We start from the raw sequence: 19,250 nt of genomic DNA, 5'->3' as shown, positions 1-19,250 counted from the left end.
TGAATAGAGATAGCAACTGGCATGTTTTAACTAAAATTGTATCTGATATGGATAATTCCGCAGTGGAAATGACAAATAGAGCCGCTGGCTATTGGAATAAAAAATTGTCTATGACGCATAAAAATTCATTGCGTCGCAACTTAAAATAGCGTTTACTTCGCCTGTTTTACCATGTTGTCAAAAGCACGTATTTATTGTTAAAGCATTGCCCAGTATTATTGCCCAACTATGAGGAGGCACCGGCCTAATGAGCCAATTTCAATCTATTGATATCGCTGATTATTATGAAAAAGATACTTTCGCCCGTATTCAAGAATTCGCGAAAGACAAGCCGACACCATTTGTCGTCATTGATACTCAGATCGTTGCTAAACAATTCGATGACATGGTGGAAAGTTTCCCTTTTGCTAAAGTGTATTATGCGGTGAAGGCTAACCCTGCAAAAGAAATTTTAACCTTATTGCGTGACAAAGGTTCTAGCTTCGATATTGCCTCTATTTATGAATTAGAAATGGTGACATCAATTGGTGTTAGTCCTGACCGTATCAGCTACGGTAACACCATTAAGAAGCGTGTTGATGTGCGCTCTTTTTATGAGCAAGGTGTTCGTATGTTTGCTTCTGATTCAGAAGCAGACTTACGCATGATCGCTGAAGAAGCACCCGGCGCAAAAGTGTATGTTCGGATTCTTACCGAAGGCACTCATACTGCTGATTGGCCTTTATCACGTAAGTTTGGTTGCCAGAATGAAATGGCTTATGACTTATTGGTATTAGCAAAAGAGTTAGGCCTACAGCCACACGGTATTTCTTTCCATGTCGGTTCTCAGCAGCGCGATATCGGCGCATGGGATTCTGCAATAGGTAAAGTGAAAAGTATTTATGACCGTTTACGTGAAGAACACGGCATTGTGCTTAAAATGATTAACTTAGGCGGTGGTTTTCCTGCAAACTATGTAGACAAAACCAACGAGCTAGCGACATATGCTCAGCAAATTAAGCATTTCTTGCATGAAGATTTTGGGGATGATTTACCTGAAATTATTCTTGAGCCTGGTCGTTCACTATTGTCTAATGCGGGTGTATTGGTTTCTGAGATCGTGTTGATTTCACGCAAATCAAATACCGCACTTGAACGTTGGGTATTTACCGATGTGGGTAAATTCTCAGGTTTGATTGAAACAACTGACGAAGCGATTAAATTCCCTATCTATACTGACCGCACAGGCAAGTTAGATAAGTGTGTCATTGCCGGACCAACGTGTGACAGTGCTGATATCATGTATGAGCATTACAGCTATGGTTTACCTGTTGATTTAGCCATTGGCGATCGCATGTATTGGTTAACTGCAGGGGCTTACACTACAACATATTCAGCTGTCTCTTTTAACGGTTTCCCACCGCTTAAAGATTACTATTTATAATAAAGAATATAGATTCAACAAAGGACGCCTAGGCGTCCTTTTTTTAGCTTAAAACGAAGTATATTCTTTCGTTAAGCCATTTCGTGTTTTTTCAGAATGTCAAAAATCTCTTCTTTAAGATGCAGTTTCTTCGCCTTTAGCACTTTTACTTCTGGCGTACTATCACTGCTATTATGTGTTTCTAAATGCTTTATCTCTTCATCTAATTGATTGTGTTCGTCAAATTTTCTTAAAAAATGCGCATCCGATGTTTTAAGTTTAGTAATTAAGTCACGGTATTCTGGGAACATAGATAAACTCCTGTAGGGTAAATAATTATTTTTTGCTATACCTTAAACCTACTCTTATCTTTAAAGTAAAAGTTTGATGTAAATCAAATTAACGTGTTTTGGAGATATAAAATGTTAATCTTCATTGTTACATGTTGATTTAATGAGCTGTTATCAGTTAATTACCCAGCTTTTTAGCGGGTTCATTTGCCACCTTGTCATGACAAATTATATGAGTGATAAATAATAATGTGATCCAGTTAACCTTTTCTGAGACAATACTAGGATACAGTTTATAAAACACAGCGTTTCATTTTTAAAATAATATAGGGGTTCAGCATGTCTGACGTATTCCACTTAGGTTTGACCAAAAAAATGTTAGATGGCGCTACATTAGCAATCGTGCCCGGTGATCCAGAACGCGTGAAGCGTATTGCTGAATTAATGGATAATGCGACGTTTCTTGCCAGCCATCGTGAATACACCACTTATTTAGCCTATATCGGCGGCAAAGCTGTCGTTGTTTGTTCAACCGGTATTGGTGGCCCTTCAACTTCTATCGCGGTAGAAGAATTAGCTCAGTTAGGTGTCACGACATTCTTACGTGTAGGCACTACTGGCGCCATTCAACCGCATGTCAATGTTGGCGATGTGATTGTGACACAAGCGTCAGTACGTTTAGATGGTGCAAGCTTGCACTTTGCGCCACTTGAGTTCCCAGCTGCAGCAAACTTTGACTGCACCACAGCAATGGTTGCCGCCTGTCGTGATGCAGGTGTTGAACCACATGTGGGCATTACAGCATCTTCTGATACTTTTTATCCAGGACAAGAGCGTTATGACACAGTATCAGGCCGTATCACTCAACGTTTTGTCGGTTCGATGAAAGAGTGGCAGTCTATGGGTGTGCTGAACTATGAAATGGAATCAGCAACTTTATTTACTATGTGTGCGACTCAAGGTTGGCGTGCAGCCTGCGTTGCGGGTGTAATTGTAAACCGCACTCAGCAAGAGATCCCAGATGAGGCTAGCATGAAGAAAACCGAAGGTGTTGCAGTATCTATTGTTGTTGCAGCAGCGAAAAAGTTACTCTAGTACCGATTTAATTTTAAAACAGCTATTGATATGTAAAAGGGCACCCTAGGGTGCCCTTTGTCTTTTAGCCCGATACAAACACTGCCACTAATAAGCTATTTTAAGTTTCACTAAAAATTGAGTTAGAAGTGATATTTAGCAATGACTGAATAAGTGTTTTGATCAATCCCGTCTACGCCGTATTTATTTTGCCAATAGTCGTATTCAAAACCGACTAAGAGTTTATTCTTTTTATGTTGGCCGAATAAAATTGACCCTAAATCGTATTTGATTTGTGGATTGAAGTGCAGATTTTCTTGATAACCACCGTTGTCGGCTACAAATATCCAATCAATAAAACCATCTAATACAATATTGGAATTGCCTACAGGGAAATCAACTCTAAACGCAGGGGTTAATTGCCAGCCATCGCTGTTATTACCGCTACTTATCGCATTACGACGGTAGGTGTTAAGTTGAAAATAGCTAAAATAAGGGATATCAAAGTCAAGTCCTACGCCGTAAAGTAAACTGGTTACAGGACCTCTGCCTTCTTCTAATGTTAGTGCCAACGACACATCTTTGATTGGGCCAAGATTAATCTTATTACCAGAAATTTTTCCATAACTAAAACGGGGAGATATTTCACCATAGTTTGTTCTTTGTTGCCCATTAGCATCATTAAAATGGGTAAAATCTTGGAAGGCAAACCAATCGCCATATTTCCATGCGCCCGCAGTTTCAACTGTGATAGTTGTTTGGGTCTCTGATGGTGATAAATCGTAGTTGTCACCATAAAGTGCCGTGGCACTAAAATCCCACCATTGCACCATGTCATCAGCAATAGCGGGTTGAGCGGCGAGAAGGGCTAAAGCTAGCCAGTTTTTATTCATTGAAATACCTTCATTTATTTTGCTATCAGAACAAATACAAAAAAATTACCGATTGTACGTTTAGTTTTATAGGGTTACCGCAATATGTTACCTGAGTATAAATAAATTAGCATCGAAGGATACCGTTTAACTATAGACTAAAAGGTGAAGGATTATTTGTCTGACATAATATGTCGCTATAAGGTAAAAGAGTTGATATAGTCTAATGACGAATACTCTAGAATAAGGAGTGAATATGACTTTTAGTGACCCAATTTCAATATGGGTAATACTGGGCATAGTGTTGATGCTAGCGGAAATTATTATTCCAGGCGGTATAGTAATATTGCTCGGCTCATCATGTTTGTTGGTTGCTTTGGCATTAGCTGTGGGTATTATCGAAGGTATAAGCCAAAGTCTAACCCTGTGGTTTATTGCCTCAATGGTAATGTTACTCAGCTTCCGTCATGTGACCCAAAAACTAGTGGGTGGGGACTCACATGTTGATAACACAGATGAAGAATTAGATTTGTACAATCAGGTTGCCATTGTTAAGGAACCGATTGGCCCGGGTCAACAAACTGGGCGCGTGAGTTGTTTAGGCTCAGATTGGACTGCACTTGGTGATGGTACTGAGATACAATCGGGCACAAAAGTTAGAATCATATGTCGGGATAACATTGCATTAGTGGTTGAGCCTTTTGTGGAGTAACACATCCACTCAAATAGCCAAGCGTCATTAATGTAGTATCAAAAGGAAGAGAGTATGTTCATGTTTACCATAATATTTTTATTCATCATGTTTATTTTATTTAAGCTGATGTTGATAGTGCCTATGCGCGAAGTGCATGTCATTGAACGTTTAGGAAAGTTTCGTACCGTATTGCAACCGGGCTTTCATTTTTTAGTCCCTTTTGTTGACCGTGTTGCCTACCGACACGATACCCGCGAGGAAGTACTTGATGTCCCTCCGCAAAGTTGTATTTCAAAAGATAACACTCAGTTAGAAGTCGATGGTTTAGTTTACTTAAAAGTCATGGACGGCAAGCTAGCTAGCTACGGTATTGAGAATTATCGAAAAGCGGCTGTAAACCTTGCCCAAACCACTATGCGTTCTGAAATTGGTAAATTGACTTTGTCACAAACTTTTTCCGAGCGTGACAGCTTAAATGAATCGATTGTACGTGAAATTGATAAAGCTTCCGATCCCTGGGGCATTAAAGTTTTGCGCTATGAAATTAAAAATATTACCCCCTCGCACCATGTGATCCATACGCTTGAAAAGCAAATGGAAGCGGAACGCCGCAAACGTGCTGAAATTACCTTAGCCAATGCTGAAAAAGCGGCGATGATTAATATGTCGCAGGGGGAACGCCAGGAAGCGATTAATTTATCTGAAGGCCAAAAGCAAAAACGAATTAATGAAGCACTTGGTACCGGTCAAGAAATCTCCATTATTGCTAATGCAAAAGCCGATGGTATGGAAATGATTTGTAAGGCATTAACCGTTAATGGCGGTAACGATGCAATGAATATGTTACTTAAAGAGCAGTTTATTGGTCAGGTGGGTAAGATTTTATCTGAAGCTCAAGTATCAGTGGTGCCAGCAGAAATGGCAAAACTGGAAGGCTTTTTTGAAGGTATGGAACAAGTTACCCATGCGGTTTCAGGTTCACCATCACAGAATGCCAAATCAGCAGCAAAAGGAGCACGCTAATGATCTTAAATGGAATTGATACCGATATTGTTGTAATGGGTATTTGGGGTATTATTTTTGCTATCTTCGTGATGAAGTTATTCCAATCTATTCGCTTAGTCCCAACAAAGTCAGCGTGTATTGTGGAGCGTTTAGGTAAATATCACTGCACCTTAGATGCCGGTTTTCATGCGCTAGTGCCGTTTGTTGATAAAGTAGCTTATATACATGACTTGAAAGAAGAAACAATTGACGTGCCACCGCAGGAATGTTTTTCCAGCGATGAAGTCAATGTCGAAGTTGACGGGGTAATTTATATTTCGGTGACTGACCCTGTTAAAGCCAGTTACGGTATTACCGACTACCGTTATGCAGCCATTCAGTTAGCGCAAACCACTACACGTTCAGTGATTGGTACTTTAGATTTAGACCGTACTTTTGAAGAGCGCGACCTAATTTCCGCCAAAGTGGTTCAAGTATTAGATGAAGCCGGTGCGATTTGGGGCATACGCGTACATCGATATGAAATTAAGAACATTACCCCACCTGAAACCGTTAAAAATGCCATGGAAATGCAAGTGAACGCTGAGCGTGAACGCCGTGCATTATTGGCAAAAAGTGAAGGTGACAAGCAAAGTAAAATTAACCGCTCTGAGGGTGTGATGGCGGAAACCATTAACCGTTCAGAAGGCGAAATGCAGCGCCGAATCAACGAAGCTGAAGGTAAAGCCCAAGAAATTTTAACCTTAGCTAAAGCGACGTCTGAGTCGATTGAGCGTCTGGCACAAGTGATTTCTTCTGAAGGCGGCCAAAGTGCATTACGCATGCAGTTAGGCGAGCAGTATATGAAGCAGTTAGATGGGCTAACCAAGACAGACACTCGCATTGTATTACCCGGTAACTTAGTGAACTTTGAGTACTGGATGGACACGATTGGTTTGAAAGACGATAAAAAGTAATTCTGTTGTTAAATGTTAAACCTTAAATGGGCCGGTATTCACTGGCCCATTTTGCTTTTATAGTTAGTTGTGCAACAATTTAAGTACTTCTTACTCGCCTTAATAGGGGTTAAATGCGGCCAAAAATTTTGCATTGTGTTGATGATAACAGCATGGGTGGAGTCAATTTCGCCTTGCAAGCACTTTGTGATTCGTCATTAGTTCAAGACTATGATTTTGAGATCCGCTATGTCGATTTGACCCGCCTAAGTCGAATATCCACCTCTGCCGACATTATCTGCTTTCATGGTGCTTCTAGCTGGCGCAAACTGATTGGGTTAGTTTGGCTAAAACTGCAGTTTCCACGCACGCCATTTATGTTACAAGAGCACCATTATTGTCAGCACTTTGTAGTGTCACAAATCCCCTCAGTCAGCCGTTTCTATCGTATGTTGAAAATGACTTATGCTTTAATGGATTACGTTATTGCTATCTCACCGTCGCAACGTCAATGGATGATTACAAATAATCTTGTTACAACAAGTGCGATTGAACTTGTGGGGCAGGGGCGTGATTTAAGCCAGTTTGTGACCACAAACGTGCAGGCTATTAGCGCAACTCATAAAATACCAGTAATTGCTGCTTATGGGCGGTTTCATCAGCAAAAAGGCTTTGATTTATTACTGCATGCCATGGCAAATATTGCCACAAGCCAATGCCAGCTCAAACTTGCAGGAGAAGGGCCACAATTAACTGCATTAACTAAATTAGCCGCGCCTTTAGCCCATGTTGAAATAGTTGGCAGGGTTGATAATGTCGCCGATTTTTTAATGACCTGTGATGCAGTAATTATTCCTTCGCGATGGGAACCCTTTGGACTGGTGTTTATTGAAGCGTTAGCCATGCAAAAGTGGATAATATCTACCGAGGTCGATGGTTTGGGCGACCAATTGACAGAGATAACATCGCGCTGGCCTGATGCATATGTTACCCCGATAAAGGGGGGGCAGTGGCTTCAATAACTCAAGCGATTGAAGCGTTTATTGCTGATTGGCAAGCCGCTCAAGTGTCTTCGATGGATGTTCTAGAGCAAAACATGGCAGCAGAACTGCAACAGCCATACTTAGATAAAGCTTGCTCAGATAAAAATGGCTTAGATAAAGAGGCTCAGGTTCAACTATGGTCTATTGAACAGTGGGATAGGGTGCAAGCTAAATGGCGCGACTTGTTTACTAAAATACTGTCTTAGTTTTGTCACTCTATTCACCAATTGTGCTTGGCTCAAGCTAGGGGGATGAATATTTTACTGCGGTTTATTAGAGGGTTAAGTTATTCATCTACACGTATACATCAGTTTATTTTAGGTTGCTTTAAACCATTACAAAAAGCGCTTACTCGCCACACTCCCCACAGAGGTCAAATTCACCTCGAAAGTTGACCCCTCGCTAGATACAATACCAAAAATCAATCAAAACGAAATTCTAAATATGAATCGCTTTTCTGCTTTACCGATAGCTCACCATATATTGAAGAACCGCTTAGTGGTGGCGCCTATGGCCTCGCAAACTTCAACCCTTGATGGCAAGGTAACAGATAAAACACTGCGCCATTATGCCAATCTAGCACAATCTCAAGCGGCATTAGTGATGGTTGAATATAGCTTTGTAGCGTTTTCAGGTCGCAGTGAGCCTAATCAGTTGGGCGTACCTGATGATGATTGTATTGATGGAATTAAAGCTATTGCTAAGGCTATTCATCAAACAGACGCCAAAGCTGGCCTACAATTAACCCATTGCGGCGGTAAGGCGCAGCTTGACGTATGCCCTGATTTAATGGGGCCATCAGGGATAACGGTTCCAGCCTATGATCGTATTTTACCTACCCCTAAAATGATGACGCTAAACGACATCGCTGTATTGAAAAAGCAATTTGTCGATGCAGCCAAAAGGGTTGAATTGGCGGGCTTTGATTTTGTTGAGCTACATTGCGCCCATGGCTATGGCCTGAACCAGTTTTTATCACCACTGACCAATCAACGCGATGATCAATATGGTGGTTCTCAGCTTAATCGTGCACGGTTAATCGTTGAGATTATCGAACAAATTAAGCAGCATACCCAGTTATCAATTATGGTCAGAGTGCCAGGGCAAGACCTTTATCCACAAGGGCTTACCCAGACTCAAATTGTCGAATCCTGTGAATATTTCATTGATGCTGGCGTGGTGATATTAGATGTTTCATCTGGTATTGGTGGTTGGAATCGCCCGAAAGAGCGTCGCGGTGAAGGTTTCTTGGTTGAAGAAGCCGCTTTCTTGAAACAAGCGGGATTACAGGCGTGCATTATTGGTGTGGGTGGTATAGAAACCGCTGAGTATATTGATATGGCGATTGAAAACCAGTGGCTTGATTTAGCGGCGGTTGGCCGAGCGATACTCAAAGGGCCGCAGGAATTTGCCCATAGCGTAATGCGCGAAGCAAGCGAAGTGGTTGTGTGATGATGTTTAGCATAACCTCTTTAATCTTATGAATAAAAACAGGCTCGCATATCTGTGAGCCTATCTTCTGTATCTGATCGAAAATTTTTGCCGGTTATTATTCTCATTTAAGCCCACATTCCACTCACAATAATGCTCCCCATAATACTCCCCAATGACTTCTCGCGCCTCTGATAACGGGCAGTGTCGAGCTATTACCCTTAGGGTGATATTACCTATTCCCATACCGTTTCGATTGGGAGGATTAAGTCTATTTTTGCAATTTATTCGCATTTTGCAAAATGATAAATCTATAATGATTAAATATAATCCTATATATTTCAATGTTTTGAATGTTGGCATCTTATGTGCAGTACGTATATTACGTTCAGTGAAAGATGAGATCACCAATATGAAATTAGTCACATTAACTCAGTTAACCCGTCATCCCTTATCCGGATTATTTACCCTAGGGGCTTTAACGTTAGCATTGGCCCAATCTGCGCAGGCAAGTGAACCTTTTCAAGCTTGTCCCCACGAAGCATTTATCATTCAAACTCCTGCCTCTAAACCCATCGCCTACGGAGTTGATTTGGGCACAGGTAGTTATATCACTCTGTCGGATAATATGGGTATTAATGGTGCACTCAATGGCACAGGTTTCAGCTTCAATGACAATTATTTATATGGCTGGGATTACGAGCATCAAACCCTAGGTCAAGTCGGGAATGATTACCAAGTTATTCCATTAGCATTAGCCAAAGATGCACCATCTGCCGCAGCCGCAGCGGGTAACTTCTTCGTCGGTGACGTGGCGTTAGCAGAAAACGCCTGGTACGGTTATCGCAAAAATGTGGGTCTATTTCGGGTCGATTTAGATGACCAAAACCATCCCATGACGTTAGTCCCTGGCAGTAATTCACAGGCGAGCTTTAACATTACTGATTTTGCCTTTCATCCAACCAATGGTTTTTTATATGCGGTAACCAATGGTAAAGAGGGGCAATTAATTAAAATTGACCCCACTACCGGTGGCTCTGAAAATTTAGGGCTAGTGATCACTGGCAGTACAAATTTCACCTTTGGCGCTCAATTTTTTGACCCACAAGGCAATTTATACTTAAGTAATAATGGCACAGGTAATGTGTACAAATTAAATGTAGAGCAGAGTTCGCCTCAAGCTGAATTGTTCTCATATGGGCCTTCTTCAACCTCTAATGATGGTGCGCGCTGTGCTTTAGCTGAAGTGCCGGTTGGTGATACGGTCGATTTTGGAGATGCCCCAGCAAGTTATGGAACCTTAATGGCAGATAACGGTGCCCGTCACGGGATTATCGAGTCATTAACATTAGGGATATTGAATGATAACGAAGCAGATGGTTCGCCAGCTCCTTTATCTGATGATAGCAGCGATGGTATTGATGATGAAGATGGTGTCAGTATGCCCACGGGATTTGAGATTGGTGAAGAAGCGATTTTATTAGTCACTACCTCAGGGCAAGGCGGATTTTTAAATGGGTGGATTGATTGGGCCCAAGATGGCAAATTTGATCAAGAAGACCGCATCATTAGTGCCAAAGCTATGCCTGCAGGCGTGCAAACCTTATTAATCAATGTGCCTAACTGGGCAACGCCGGGCGAAACCTGGTCAAGATTTAGATTAAGTTCTGTTGCAGATATTTTACCAACAGGCGGTGTCAGTGACGGTGAAGTAGAAGATTATCCTATTACTGTGACTGAAACCGGCATCACTATGACCTACTATCCATCATCATCAGGTTTTACCACATTGGCGTATGAAGATTTATATCCTGATCAAGGTGACTTTGATATGAATGATGTGGTGATGCAATTACGTATTACCCAGTTTGTAAAAAACAATCAAGTGCGTCGCGTGGGATTTAATGCCCAGTTGGTTGCCATGGGCGCCTGGTACCACAATGGTTTTGCGGTTCAACTTCCCGGCATTGCGCGCAGTAACGTGCAGGAGTCAGCCATTGATTGGACATTACAGGGGGTAAAACAACCTCAATCTCCGCTTGAAACGGGGCAAACTAACGCTGTGCTCAAGTTTACTGATGACCTTTGGCAGCATGCTACCCGCGGTAACGGTTGTGAATATTTCAGAACCGAGCCTGGTTGCGGCACAAGTTATCGTGCGACCTGGCAAATGACCGTACCGTTTGTAAATGCGGTGGATGAAGACCAAATGCCAGAGTTTCCATACGATCCGTTTATCTTCGCTACACCTAATACCGATCATGGATTAGCCGCTAAAAACATTAATGGGGGTAAAGAGCCTGGTCGAGCATTAGAAATTCATCTTAAAAACCATGCGCCAACAGATTTATTCAATCAAGCCTTTTTAGGTCAACGTGATGACGCCTCAAATGCGGCGGCTGGACAGTATTTTCAAGATAAAAATGGTATGAGCTGGGCCATAGAAGTGCCAGACACCTGGCAGCATCCACTTGAAAAACAGCGTTTAGATGGAAGCTATCAAGAGTTTGTTGATTTTGCAGCAGATGCAAGTGGTACAACTAACCCCTATTGGTATCTGACCGCCATCGAAGCATTAATTTTTGAAGATTAATGCCCGTAATTATCAGTAATGATTGGCCTAATACATAATGAAGGTGAACGATATGAAATATGCAAACATAACCAGATTAACCTTAAGCTCAAAGGTAAGAGAAGTATTTAACAGTAAGCGTGAAAGTAAGCCGTTATTTGGCCTATTAACGTTAACTCTGCTGTTACAGTTAACGGCCTGTGGGGGAGGCGGCGGTAGTGACAGTGCGCCTGCAGTTCAAGTGACGCCTCCGGCAACCACACCGCCAACAACGACGCCACCTACCACCGTAACACCGCCGATACCACCAACTCCGCCGGTTGTCGAGCCTGTGCCGGATCCCACATCACTTGATGACTTGATTGTGGATCCAGATTTTGATTTGCAAGCCGCATTTACGTTATCGATAAACGTCGACATCGCCAGCGGAAAAAGAGGCTATTTTTCTTTGTGCGATAAGTTTGAGCAGCAAGGGCAAACCATCAGCGTGAACTATGAATCGTGTTTATTAAGGGGCGCGCTTGATAACGGCCAACTGAGCGAATCGTTATTGGTTGCAAACCACCAACGCGACTTAATGGCAGTTGTCTGGTTTTATGACGGTAATCAGCCACAGTATTTACATTGGCAATATGCAGCCAATGAAGTAGAGCAGCAGCTTGTTATTAATTAAGGGTTGTTGAGTCTAGGCTAAATGGGATGAGTATTAGAGAGATAAAATTTTAATATTCAGTTGTTGCAAGGTGTGAAGTGTCGCAAACGCACTCAGTACCTTGCAGCAAACCGCATTTTTTGAGTGCTAGAGCTATAACAACTATTTTAGTGGACGGGTAAGGTGCTCTATAAATACTTTTGCGGCATTAGATAAGTGGGCATCATGCGGGTAAATTAAATTTAGGTCAGTAAAGCCTGCGCTCAATTCAGGTAACACATTGACTAATTGTTGGTTGGCTATCGCTTCGTTAGCAATAGTTTGCGGTAACAGCGTAATCCCCGCACCGCCTAAACACAGGTTATACAAAGAGTTGTAATCAGTGCAAATTACTTTGTGGTTAGCCGTAATTGAGGTTTGTTGAAACGTCCATTTATCTTCAACCAAGCCATTAGTGTTTCTAAAGCCAAGTAAGGATTGATACTGCAAATCATCAACGGTTTCTATCACAGATGATTTTTCAAGGTAACTCGGGCTTGCATAAATCTTGCGTTCAAAACTGAGTAATGACTGAGTCGTAAACTGGCTATCATGCTGTTGATTGATATCAATAACCATATCTAAATCTAATCTAAGTATATCTTTATAACCGCCTGAAATCACCATGATATCTAATTGCACTTGTGGATAAGCATGCACAAAACTAGCGATTTTTTTATCTAACATCTTATCGACAAAAGGCAATAAGCCGATGCGAACACGCCCTTGTATTTCGTTGTAGCGATTTTTGAAAATAAACGAGGCATTTTTAAGTTGTTTGAGTAGCGGGGCGACTTGCTCTAAATATAACTCTCCGGAAGATGTGAGCGTCATAACCCGAGTTGTACGGGTGAATAAAGGTGCGCCAAGTTGTTTTTCTAACTCAGCAATACGGCGACTGACTAATGCACGGCGGGTATTCAATGATTCTGCAGCTTTAGCAAAACTGCCTTGCTCAGCTACCAAAATAAATAGCTCTAAATCATTGATGTTCAAATTAATATAACCCGCTTAGATAAATGAACAATTATAGTAGTTTTAGTGTCTATTGTTGTCAATTTATGACTACTTAAGACTCAATAAGTGAACATTAGTTAGCCATTTTTAATCTTTTATAGGAAGTGAAGATTATATTGGGACATAAATCCATGGGCTTTCATCGCATCTGGTATCCGTTTGGCGCTATAATGCGCGCAGATTTCTGGGAGGAAAAATGGACGTATCATCATTATTAGACGGCCTGAATGACAAGCAACGCGAAGCCGTCGGCGCACCTTTATCTAACATGCTGGTATTAGCCGGCGCGGGCAGCGGCAAAACTCGGGTGTTAACCCACCGTATTGCTTGGTTAATGCAGGTTGAACAGCAAAGTCCATATTCTATTCTGGCGGTAACTTTTACCAATAAAGCCGCAGCAGAAATGCGTGAGCGTGTTGAAAAAGTAGTTGGCAGCAATATGGGACGCATGTGGATAGGCACCTTCCATGGTTTAGCCCATCGAATTTTACGCACCCATTTTCAAGATGCTAATTTACCGCAAACCTTTCAGATTATTGATTCTGACGATCAGCTCAGATTATTAAAGCGCATTTTAAAAAGCCTCAATCTAGATGATAAACAATATCCTCCAAGACAAGCTCAGGCGTATATCAATGGCAAAAAAGATCAAGGGTTAAGACCTAAGCATATTGATGCTGGTGGCTTTCCGATTGAACAAAATCTGCTTAATATTTACAAAATATATCAAGAGTCTTGCGATCGCGCGGGTCTAGTCGATTTTGCGGAAATTCTATTGCGTGCCCATGAGTTATGGCTGAATAAACCGCATATTTTGGCACATTATCAGGACAGGTTTCGCCATATCTTAGTCGATGAGTTTCAAGATACCAACGCGATTCAATATGCGTGGATCCGCGTACTGGCAGGTAATACCGCAAATGTAATGATTGTCGGTGATGATGACCAATCTATTTATGGCTGGCGCGGCGCTCAAATTGAAAACTTACACCGTTTCTTAAAAGACTTCCCCGGTGCAGAAACGGTTCGCCTAGAGCAAAACTACCGCTCGACCGGCAATATCCTCAAAGCGTCTAACGATTTGATTGCCAATAACCCCGATCGTTTAGGCAAAAAACTGTGGACCGAAGATAAAGATGGCGAGCCTATTTCAGTTTATTGCGCTTTCAATGAAATGGATGAAGCTAAGTTTATTGTTGGTCGCATTAATGACTGGCAAGAAAAGGGCGGCAGCTTAAGTGACTGCGCGATTTTATACCGCTCCAATGCCCAGTCTCGTGTGCTTGAAGAAGCCTTATTACACCGTGGTGTCGCTTATCGAATTTATGGCGGCTTACGCTTCTTTGATCGTCAAGAAATTAAAGATGCTATGGGTTACATGCGCCTAATCAATAACAAAGATGATGATGCAGCCTTTGAACGTGTGGTGAATACGCCTACACGTGGCATTGGCGATCGCACCCTTGAAATTATGCGCTCTACCGCAAGGCAACAACAATTAACCCTGTGGCAGGCGAGTTTACGTCTATTGGAAGAAAAAGTACTGGCCGGTCGTGCCGCTAATGCCGTGCGTGGCTTTATGGACTTAGTGATTAATATGCGCACAGATACCGCTGATATGTTGTTGTATCGCATGACGGATACTGTCATTAATCAATCCGGTTTACGGACCATGTACGAGGCAGAAAAGGGCGAAAAAGCCCAGGCGCGGATAGAAAACTTAAATGAGCTAGTTACCGCAGCCAAAAGCTTTGAAATGCCAGAAGAGCTCGAAGATATGGGCGAGTTAAACGCCTTTTTATCCCATGCTGCGTTAGAGGCTGGCGAAGGTCAGGCTGATGCCTTTACTGATGCGGTGCAATTAATGACTTTGCATTCCGCTAAAGGACTAGAGTTTCCAATGGTGTTTATGTCTGGGGTAGAAGAAGGGCTTTTCCCGAGTAAAATGGCATTAGATGAAGGCGATCGTTTAGATGAAGAACGTCGTCTTTGCTATGTGGGTATGACCCGTGCCATGAAGAAGCTGTATATCAGTTATGCAGAATCCAGACGAATTTATGGCCGCGAAGATTACGCCCGTCCATCCCGTTTTATTAATGAAATACCTGAGCAATACGTTGAGCAAATTCGACTACGCGCTCAAGTTTCGCCGTCAATCAGTCAGCGTTTTCCCGCCAGAGGTGTCAGTACTGGGTTTAGCCAATCACCCGCCAATACCACCGGGTTCAGCGTTGGCCAAAAAGTGAAACATTTTAAGTTCTCTGAAGGCGTGGTGACAAGCTTTGAAGGTACAGGTGAAAAAGCGCGAGTACAGGTTAACTTTCGCGACTTTGGCAGTAAATGGTTACTGGTAAGTCTAGCGAAACTCGAAGCCTGTTAAGCAAGAAGGAACTTGATGTGAAACAAAAACTGCACGCCTATGCACGCTTAATGCGCATTGACCGACCCATAGGGACTTTACTGTTATTGTGGCCGTGCTTGATGGCGCTGTTACTGGCAGCCAAGGGAATGCCAGACATTAAGGTGCTGGTTATCTTTGTGGCAGGGGTGATTATAATGCGTGCTTGTGGCTGCATTATTAATGATTTTGCCGATCGTAAATTAGATGCCCACGTTGAGCGAACCCAAAATAGGCCATTGGTTTCGGGTGAAATCAGCGTTAAAGAAGCGCTGAGCTTATTTGCTATTTTAGGCCTAGTGGCATTTTCATTGGTGCTGCTGTTAAATACCTTAGTGGTGCAGCTTTCGGTTGTCGGCATTATTTTAACTGTGATGTATCCGTTTATGAAACGGGTGACTAATATGCCACAAATGTTTTTGGGTGTGGTATGGAGCTGGTCAATTCCAATGGCCTATGCGGCCCAGTTAGGTACTGTGCCTGTTGAAGCATGGTGGCTATTTATGGCCAATTGGTGCTGGACAGTGGCTTACGACACCATGTATGCCATGGTCGACAGGGATGATGATGTAAAAGTCGGTATTAAATCTACCGCCATTTTATTTGGTCGATATGATAGGCATTGGATTGGCTTGTTTCAGTTAGCCGCGCTTGGGTGTTTTATTATGGCGGGCTTATTAGCCGAACGTGGGCTTATATATGGGCTAGGGATTATCGCTTTTGTCGGCTTCAGTGGTTATCAACAATGGATGATTTATAGGCGTGAACGAACAGCTTGTTTTACGGCTTTTTTAAATAATAACTGGGCCGGTTTGGTATTATTTTTAACGTTAGCTGCCGACTACCTCATCTAATCCTGTTAGCTGTTTTTAAATGCGAGTCTTTTAATTGTTAAACATTAACCTTGATGCACTCAAAACCGCTATTTAGCGGTTTTTTGTTGTTTATTACTCAGCAAACATAATTATTAACAAATTTAATTTGTTAATAATTTGTGGATCTATATGCTGAACGTCATGACCAAATTTACTAAGTACTTAAATCTACAAGGATTGTTTGATGCGTTCACAGGTGAAGTTTCGTTTATTGTTTCTGCTATTAGCATTGGTGTGTTTCGTGGTGGGGGTGAATTTTACGCCCGAGTCCTTGAGTACAGACAATGAAAAATGGTTGCTTGGCACTATTTCTGGCGCCTATTTTATCCTTCTACCCATTGCGTATTGGTATTGCATCATCAAAGTGGGCCAGCAAAAGCTGTGGAAAATTATCATGGTATTGAGCTTAAGTAGCTTAGTCGCAAGATTGAGTTACCCTGCGGAGTTAAGCCAATATTTCGAGTTTGTGATGTGGGTGCGCTACCCTATCATTGCAGTGCTATTGGTTATTCAATTGTATTTGATGTTCAGTGTTATTCGCGGACTGTTTAAGGTCAGAAAACTGAAAGGTGACCCCAGAGTCGGCGCAGTTGAAACCTACCGAGAAGGTGATGATAAAAGTTTAACCCTTGCGCTTATTCTTGCCAGCGAAGCGACCAACTGGCTTTATGCAATTCCCAGGTTTTCACGCAATCAACAACCCGCAATCGCTCATATCAAGCTTATTAGCACTTCTAGGTGGCATGTCGCATTCATGGTGCTCGCTTGTCTTGCGGCATTGACGACCAGCTATGTGTTATTGCAGTCGTGGAGCCAATTAGTGGCCATTATAGTATCGTCTTTCATTGGTTATACCTTGATGTCGATAGTGGCCAACCATAGAGTGTCGCGTTACTACTCGATATATATTCTGCGTAATAAGCTGGTTATCAATAACTCCTTATGGGGTTTTATGGTGATAGATATGGCTGATATTTCCTGCATGCTCAATCAAGAAGCCACGGCGGAAACTAAAGATGATACTGAGGTTCTCTCAATTGGGCGAGGGCCGACTAATTTAACCCTTAACTTAGTAAAGCCTGTTATTTACCACGGTGGCATGGGGCAGTTGCCTGAGCCGATGAGGATTATTCATTTGAGTGTTGATAAGCCACAAGATGTGATTGCAGCGATTGAAGCTAGCAGAGCAGGAATGGCTGCTTAACCAAACGTCTCTGTTTTCGATACCCTCAGTCGTATCTATACTGGGTCATTCATCTCTTCAATTTTACTTCATTTCAGTATTTCCAAACTCCGTTTGGATTAACATCGCAGGATTCCATCCTGCACCGGCCAAAAGGGTATCAACAGCAATACCCTCTTGGATCACCCTGCCGCCCCAGACGAAAAATGCTGAAAAGCGCATAATTTTCGATGGGGATCGATCCAGCTTTAAACTTCATCTGTATCCTGCTTCGGCCATTGTCGAAAAGCCCTAACGCTTCCGATAGGCCATCCCTGGCCCAACGAAAGCTAGCGTGGCATCCATGCCAAGCTCACGGCCTGTTCTCGATGGCCTCAATTCAAATTGAGCCTTTTAGATTTGCAGCTTTTCAAGCTTTAAATCTTTAAATTGTCACGATTATAGTTAAATCGAAGATGCGAAAATATCATCATAAGAACCTGCGGCAGGCAATGGATTCGATTAAAGTCACGGACTTACTTAACTTACTCAATATAACTTGTATTAAAACATTGAATTAAAGTTATAAAGTAGATTAAAGTATAAAAATTAAGGACAAAGTTGGGTAAGCTCGAACACAATCATCGAGCGCACCATTTAGGGAAGATAAAGCCATTCAAAACATGTGTATATCAACACCCTTTTTAAACTTTAGTCTGACCTCCACTAATTCAGTTTCAGCCGCAGTTGCTTGCGGCGTTAGGCTTTAAGGATATATACATGTCACGGGTCACAATATTCTGCTCTTTTCTATCCATATTTTTCTCTAGCTATTTATTTGGTTCAACATCCTCAAAGTTAGTTGGGAACTGGGACTGCGAACCATATGTTATGAATAACGAGGCTTATGATGTAATAGTGCATGATTCACCAGCTTATAAAGCCAATGGTCAGTTTTTAGAAGTTTCTAAAGCGACTGTAGAGTACCCAAATGGGTTTTCTTTTACATTCGAAGTTGAGTTGATTGGAACTTGGACTTTTAAAAGCAATATTATTGATACCAAGTTTGAACAGTCGACCTTTCTTTCTTCTAATAGTCCGGAAATTAACAAACAGAAAGGACAAAAAATTGCAGATGATCAACTTGTAAAAAAGAATTGGGCTAAAAATGAAGTTATATCCCTTGGGGAAAAGCTACAATTTAAAGCCGTTGATCCAATGCATAAAGAAGCCAATGTACTCATTACTTGCAAAAAAGCCTAATACATATGAGCCTTCCACCAGTCAATAGGCGAGCCTAACTTATTTGACTGCTTTTGCAGTCAAATTAAAATCAATCAACAAATTGATCCACTTCATCTGTCACTTAGCTGTCAAATCATCGTTTACAGCAAACACATATAGAGGCTCTCTTAGTGCGATCTTATCGCTGTCTTACTCTTTTCACTCCTTCGAAATATCAGGGGCACTACGACTAAATGGATTTAGGAAGTAGAGCGACGCAGGAAGCCAAAGCCGAGACATTAAATTTAGTCGGGTCAGGGTAAATTTTTATAAAAAGACACCTTCTAACTTTTACATCCATGTGATCACGACATTCCGTTCATCCTGAACATCCCTGTGGCAGGCAATAAGTACCCATGAAGTACTGGACTCGTTACACTAACCAGAGTGATTGCCGTTGAGACATTGAGTGGGGCAGACATTTAGTATGCTCAGGATCATCGCGATTATCTTTGTAAATTAAACACAAAAAATGCGCTTACCGTTAATACGATAAGCGCATTTT

Annotated in this window: 17 protein-coding genes; 14 read left to right on the top strand and 3 right to left on the bottom strand. The window is 41.9% G+C overall.

From position 1 onward, the window contains the following. Positions 1–247 precede the first annotated feature (247 nt). Positions 248–1,423, top strand: a complete 1,176-nt coding sequence (locus ACRWQM_RS15885; RefSeq protein WP_226411474.1) for a type III PLP-dependent enzyme — start codon at positions 248–250, stop codon at positions 1,421–1,423. Between the two features lie 71 nt (positions 1,424–1,494). On the opposite strand, the gene ACRWQM_RS15880 is transcribed toward ACRWQM_RS15885, so the two are convergent. Beyond that, positions 1,495–1,713, bottom strand: coding sequence for a YdcH family protein (locus tag ACRWQM_RS15880; protein WP_434928089.1), 219 nt, complete (start codon positions 1,711–1,713; stop codon positions 1,495–1,497). Positions 1,714–2,031: 318 nt separating this feature from the next. On the opposite strand from ACRWQM_RS15880, the gene udp reads away from it, so the two are divergent. Beyond that, positions 2,032–2,787, top strand: a complete 756-nt coding sequence (udp, locus tag ACRWQM_RS15875) for a uridine phosphorylase (protein WP_434930593.1) — start codon at positions 2,032–2,034, stop codon at positions 2,785–2,787. Between the two features lie 122 nt (positions 2,788–2,909). Here the strand turns inward: udp and ACRWQM_RS15870 are convergent, their stop codons facing one another. Continuing rightward, the gene (locus tag ACRWQM_RS15870; RefSeq protein ID WP_434930592.1) at positions 2,910–3,659 is read right to left on the bottom strand and encodes an ion channel protein Tsx; all 750 of its coding nucleotides are present in this window, start codon (positions 3,657–3,659) and stop codon (positions 2,910–2,912) included. A gap of 235 nt (positions 3,660–3,894) precedes the next feature. Here ACRWQM_RS15870 and ACRWQM_RS15865 point away from each other — a divergent pair, with 235 nt between their 5' ends. The 8 genes from ACRWQM_RS15865 to ACRWQM_RS15830 all read left to right on the top strand — a co-directional run bounded on the left by ACRWQM_RS15865 (position 3,895) and on the right by ACRWQM_RS15830 (position 11,991). Next, on the top strand, positions 3,895–4,350 hold the full coding sequence (locus ACRWQM_RS15865; RefSeq protein ID WP_434928091.1) for an NfeD family protein: 456 nt from the start codon (positions 3,895–3,897) through the stop codon (positions 4,348–4,350). A gap of 54 nt (positions 4,351–4,404) precedes the next feature. After that, a complete protein-coding gene (locus ACRWQM_RS15860; RefSeq protein ID WP_434928092.1) occupies positions 4,405–5,355 on the top strand; it encodes an SPFH domain-containing protein in 951 nt (316 codons plus the stop codon). After that, positions 5,355–6,293: an SPFH domain-containing protein gene (locus ACRWQM_RS15855; RefSeq protein WP_434928093.1), complete on the top strand. Its 939-nt coding sequence runs from the start codon at positions 5,355–5,357 to the stop codon at positions 6,291–6,293. Before ACRWQM_RS15860 ends, ACRWQM_RS15855 begins: the two co-directional genes overlap by 1 nt. A 113-nt stretch (positions 6,294–6,406) precedes the next feature. Beyond that, positions 6,407–7,294 carry a glycosyltransferase gene (locus tag ACRWQM_RS15850; RefSeq protein ID WP_434930591.1) on the top strand — a complete coding sequence of 296 codons (888 nt, stop codon included), beginning with the start codon at positions 6,407–6,409 and terminating at the stop codon, positions 7,292–7,294. Next, the gene (locus ACRWQM_RS15845) at positions 7,282–7,521 is read left to right on the top strand and encodes a hypothetical protein (protein ID WP_434930590.1); all 240 of its coding nucleotides are present in this window, start codon (positions 7,282–7,284) and stop codon (positions 7,519–7,521) included. Before ACRWQM_RS15850 ends, ACRWQM_RS15845 begins: the two co-directional genes overlap by 13 nt. Before the next feature lie 238 nt (positions 7,522–7,759). Beyond that, positions 7,760–8,767, top strand: a complete 1,008-nt coding sequence (locus ACRWQM_RS15840; protein ID WP_434930589.1) for an NADH:flavin oxidoreductase — start codon at positions 7,760–7,762, stop codon at positions 8,765–8,767. Positions 8,768–9,062: 295 nt separating this feature from the next. Further along, entirely contained in the window at positions 9,063–11,339 is a 2,277-nt protein-coding gene (locus tag ACRWQM_RS15835; RefSeq protein ID WP_434930588.1) for an LruC domain-containing protein, read from the top strand. A 52-nt stretch (positions 11,340–11,391) separates the two neighbouring features. Further along, entirely contained in the window at positions 11,392–11,991 is a 600-nt protein-coding gene (locus tag ACRWQM_RS15830) for a hypothetical protein (RefSeq protein WP_434930587.1), read from the top strand. 141 nt (positions 11,992–12,132) lie between these two features. Here ACRWQM_RS15830 and ACRWQM_RS15825 read toward each other — a convergent pair whose 3' ends face one another. Next, entirely contained in the window at positions 12,133–13,005 is an 873-nt protein-coding gene (locus ACRWQM_RS15825; RefSeq protein WP_434930586.1) for a LysR family transcriptional regulator, read from the bottom strand. Between the two features lie 217 nt (positions 13,006–13,222). Between ACRWQM_RS15825 and uvrD the strand changes: the two genes are divergently transcribed. The 4 genes from uvrD to ACRWQM_RS15805 all read left to right on the top strand — a co-directional run bounded on the left by uvrD (position 13,223) and on the right by ACRWQM_RS15805 (position 18,724). Continuing rightward, entirely contained in the window at positions 13,223–15,406 is a 2,184-nt protein-coding gene (gene uvrD / locus ACRWQM_RS15820; protein WP_226411450.1) for a DNA helicase II, read from the top strand. Continuing rightward, a complete protein-coding gene (gene ubiA, locus ACRWQM_RS15815; protein WP_434930585.1) occupies positions 15,367–16,278 on the top strand; it encodes a 4-hydroxybenzoate octaprenyltransferase in 912 nt (303 codons plus the stop codon). The genes uvrD and ubiA overlap by 40 nt, the downstream gene beginning before the upstream one ends. 205 nt (positions 16,279–16,483) lie before the next feature. Beyond that, on the top strand, positions 16,484–17,503 hold the full coding sequence (locus ACRWQM_RS15810; RefSeq protein ID WP_434930584.1) for a hypothetical protein: 1,020 nt from the start codon (positions 16,484–16,486) through the stop codon (positions 17,501–17,503). Between the two features lie 849 nt (positions 17,504–18,352). After that, positions 18,353–18,724 carry a hypothetical protein gene (locus ACRWQM_RS15805; protein WP_434930583.1) on the top strand — a complete coding sequence of 124 codons (372 nt, stop codon included), beginning with the start codon at positions 18,353–18,355 and terminating at the stop codon, positions 18,722–18,724. The last annotated feature ends 526 nt before the right edge of the window (positions 18,725–19,250 follow it).

This window comes from Shewanella sp. HL-SH5, assembly GCF_051163755.1.
In the GTDB taxonomy this organism is placed as follows: Bacteria; Pseudomonadota; Gammaproteobacteria; order Enterobacterales; family Shewanellaceae; genus Shewanella; species Shewanella glacialimarina.
This window is presented reverse-complemented; position numbering and strand designations above follow the sequence as displayed.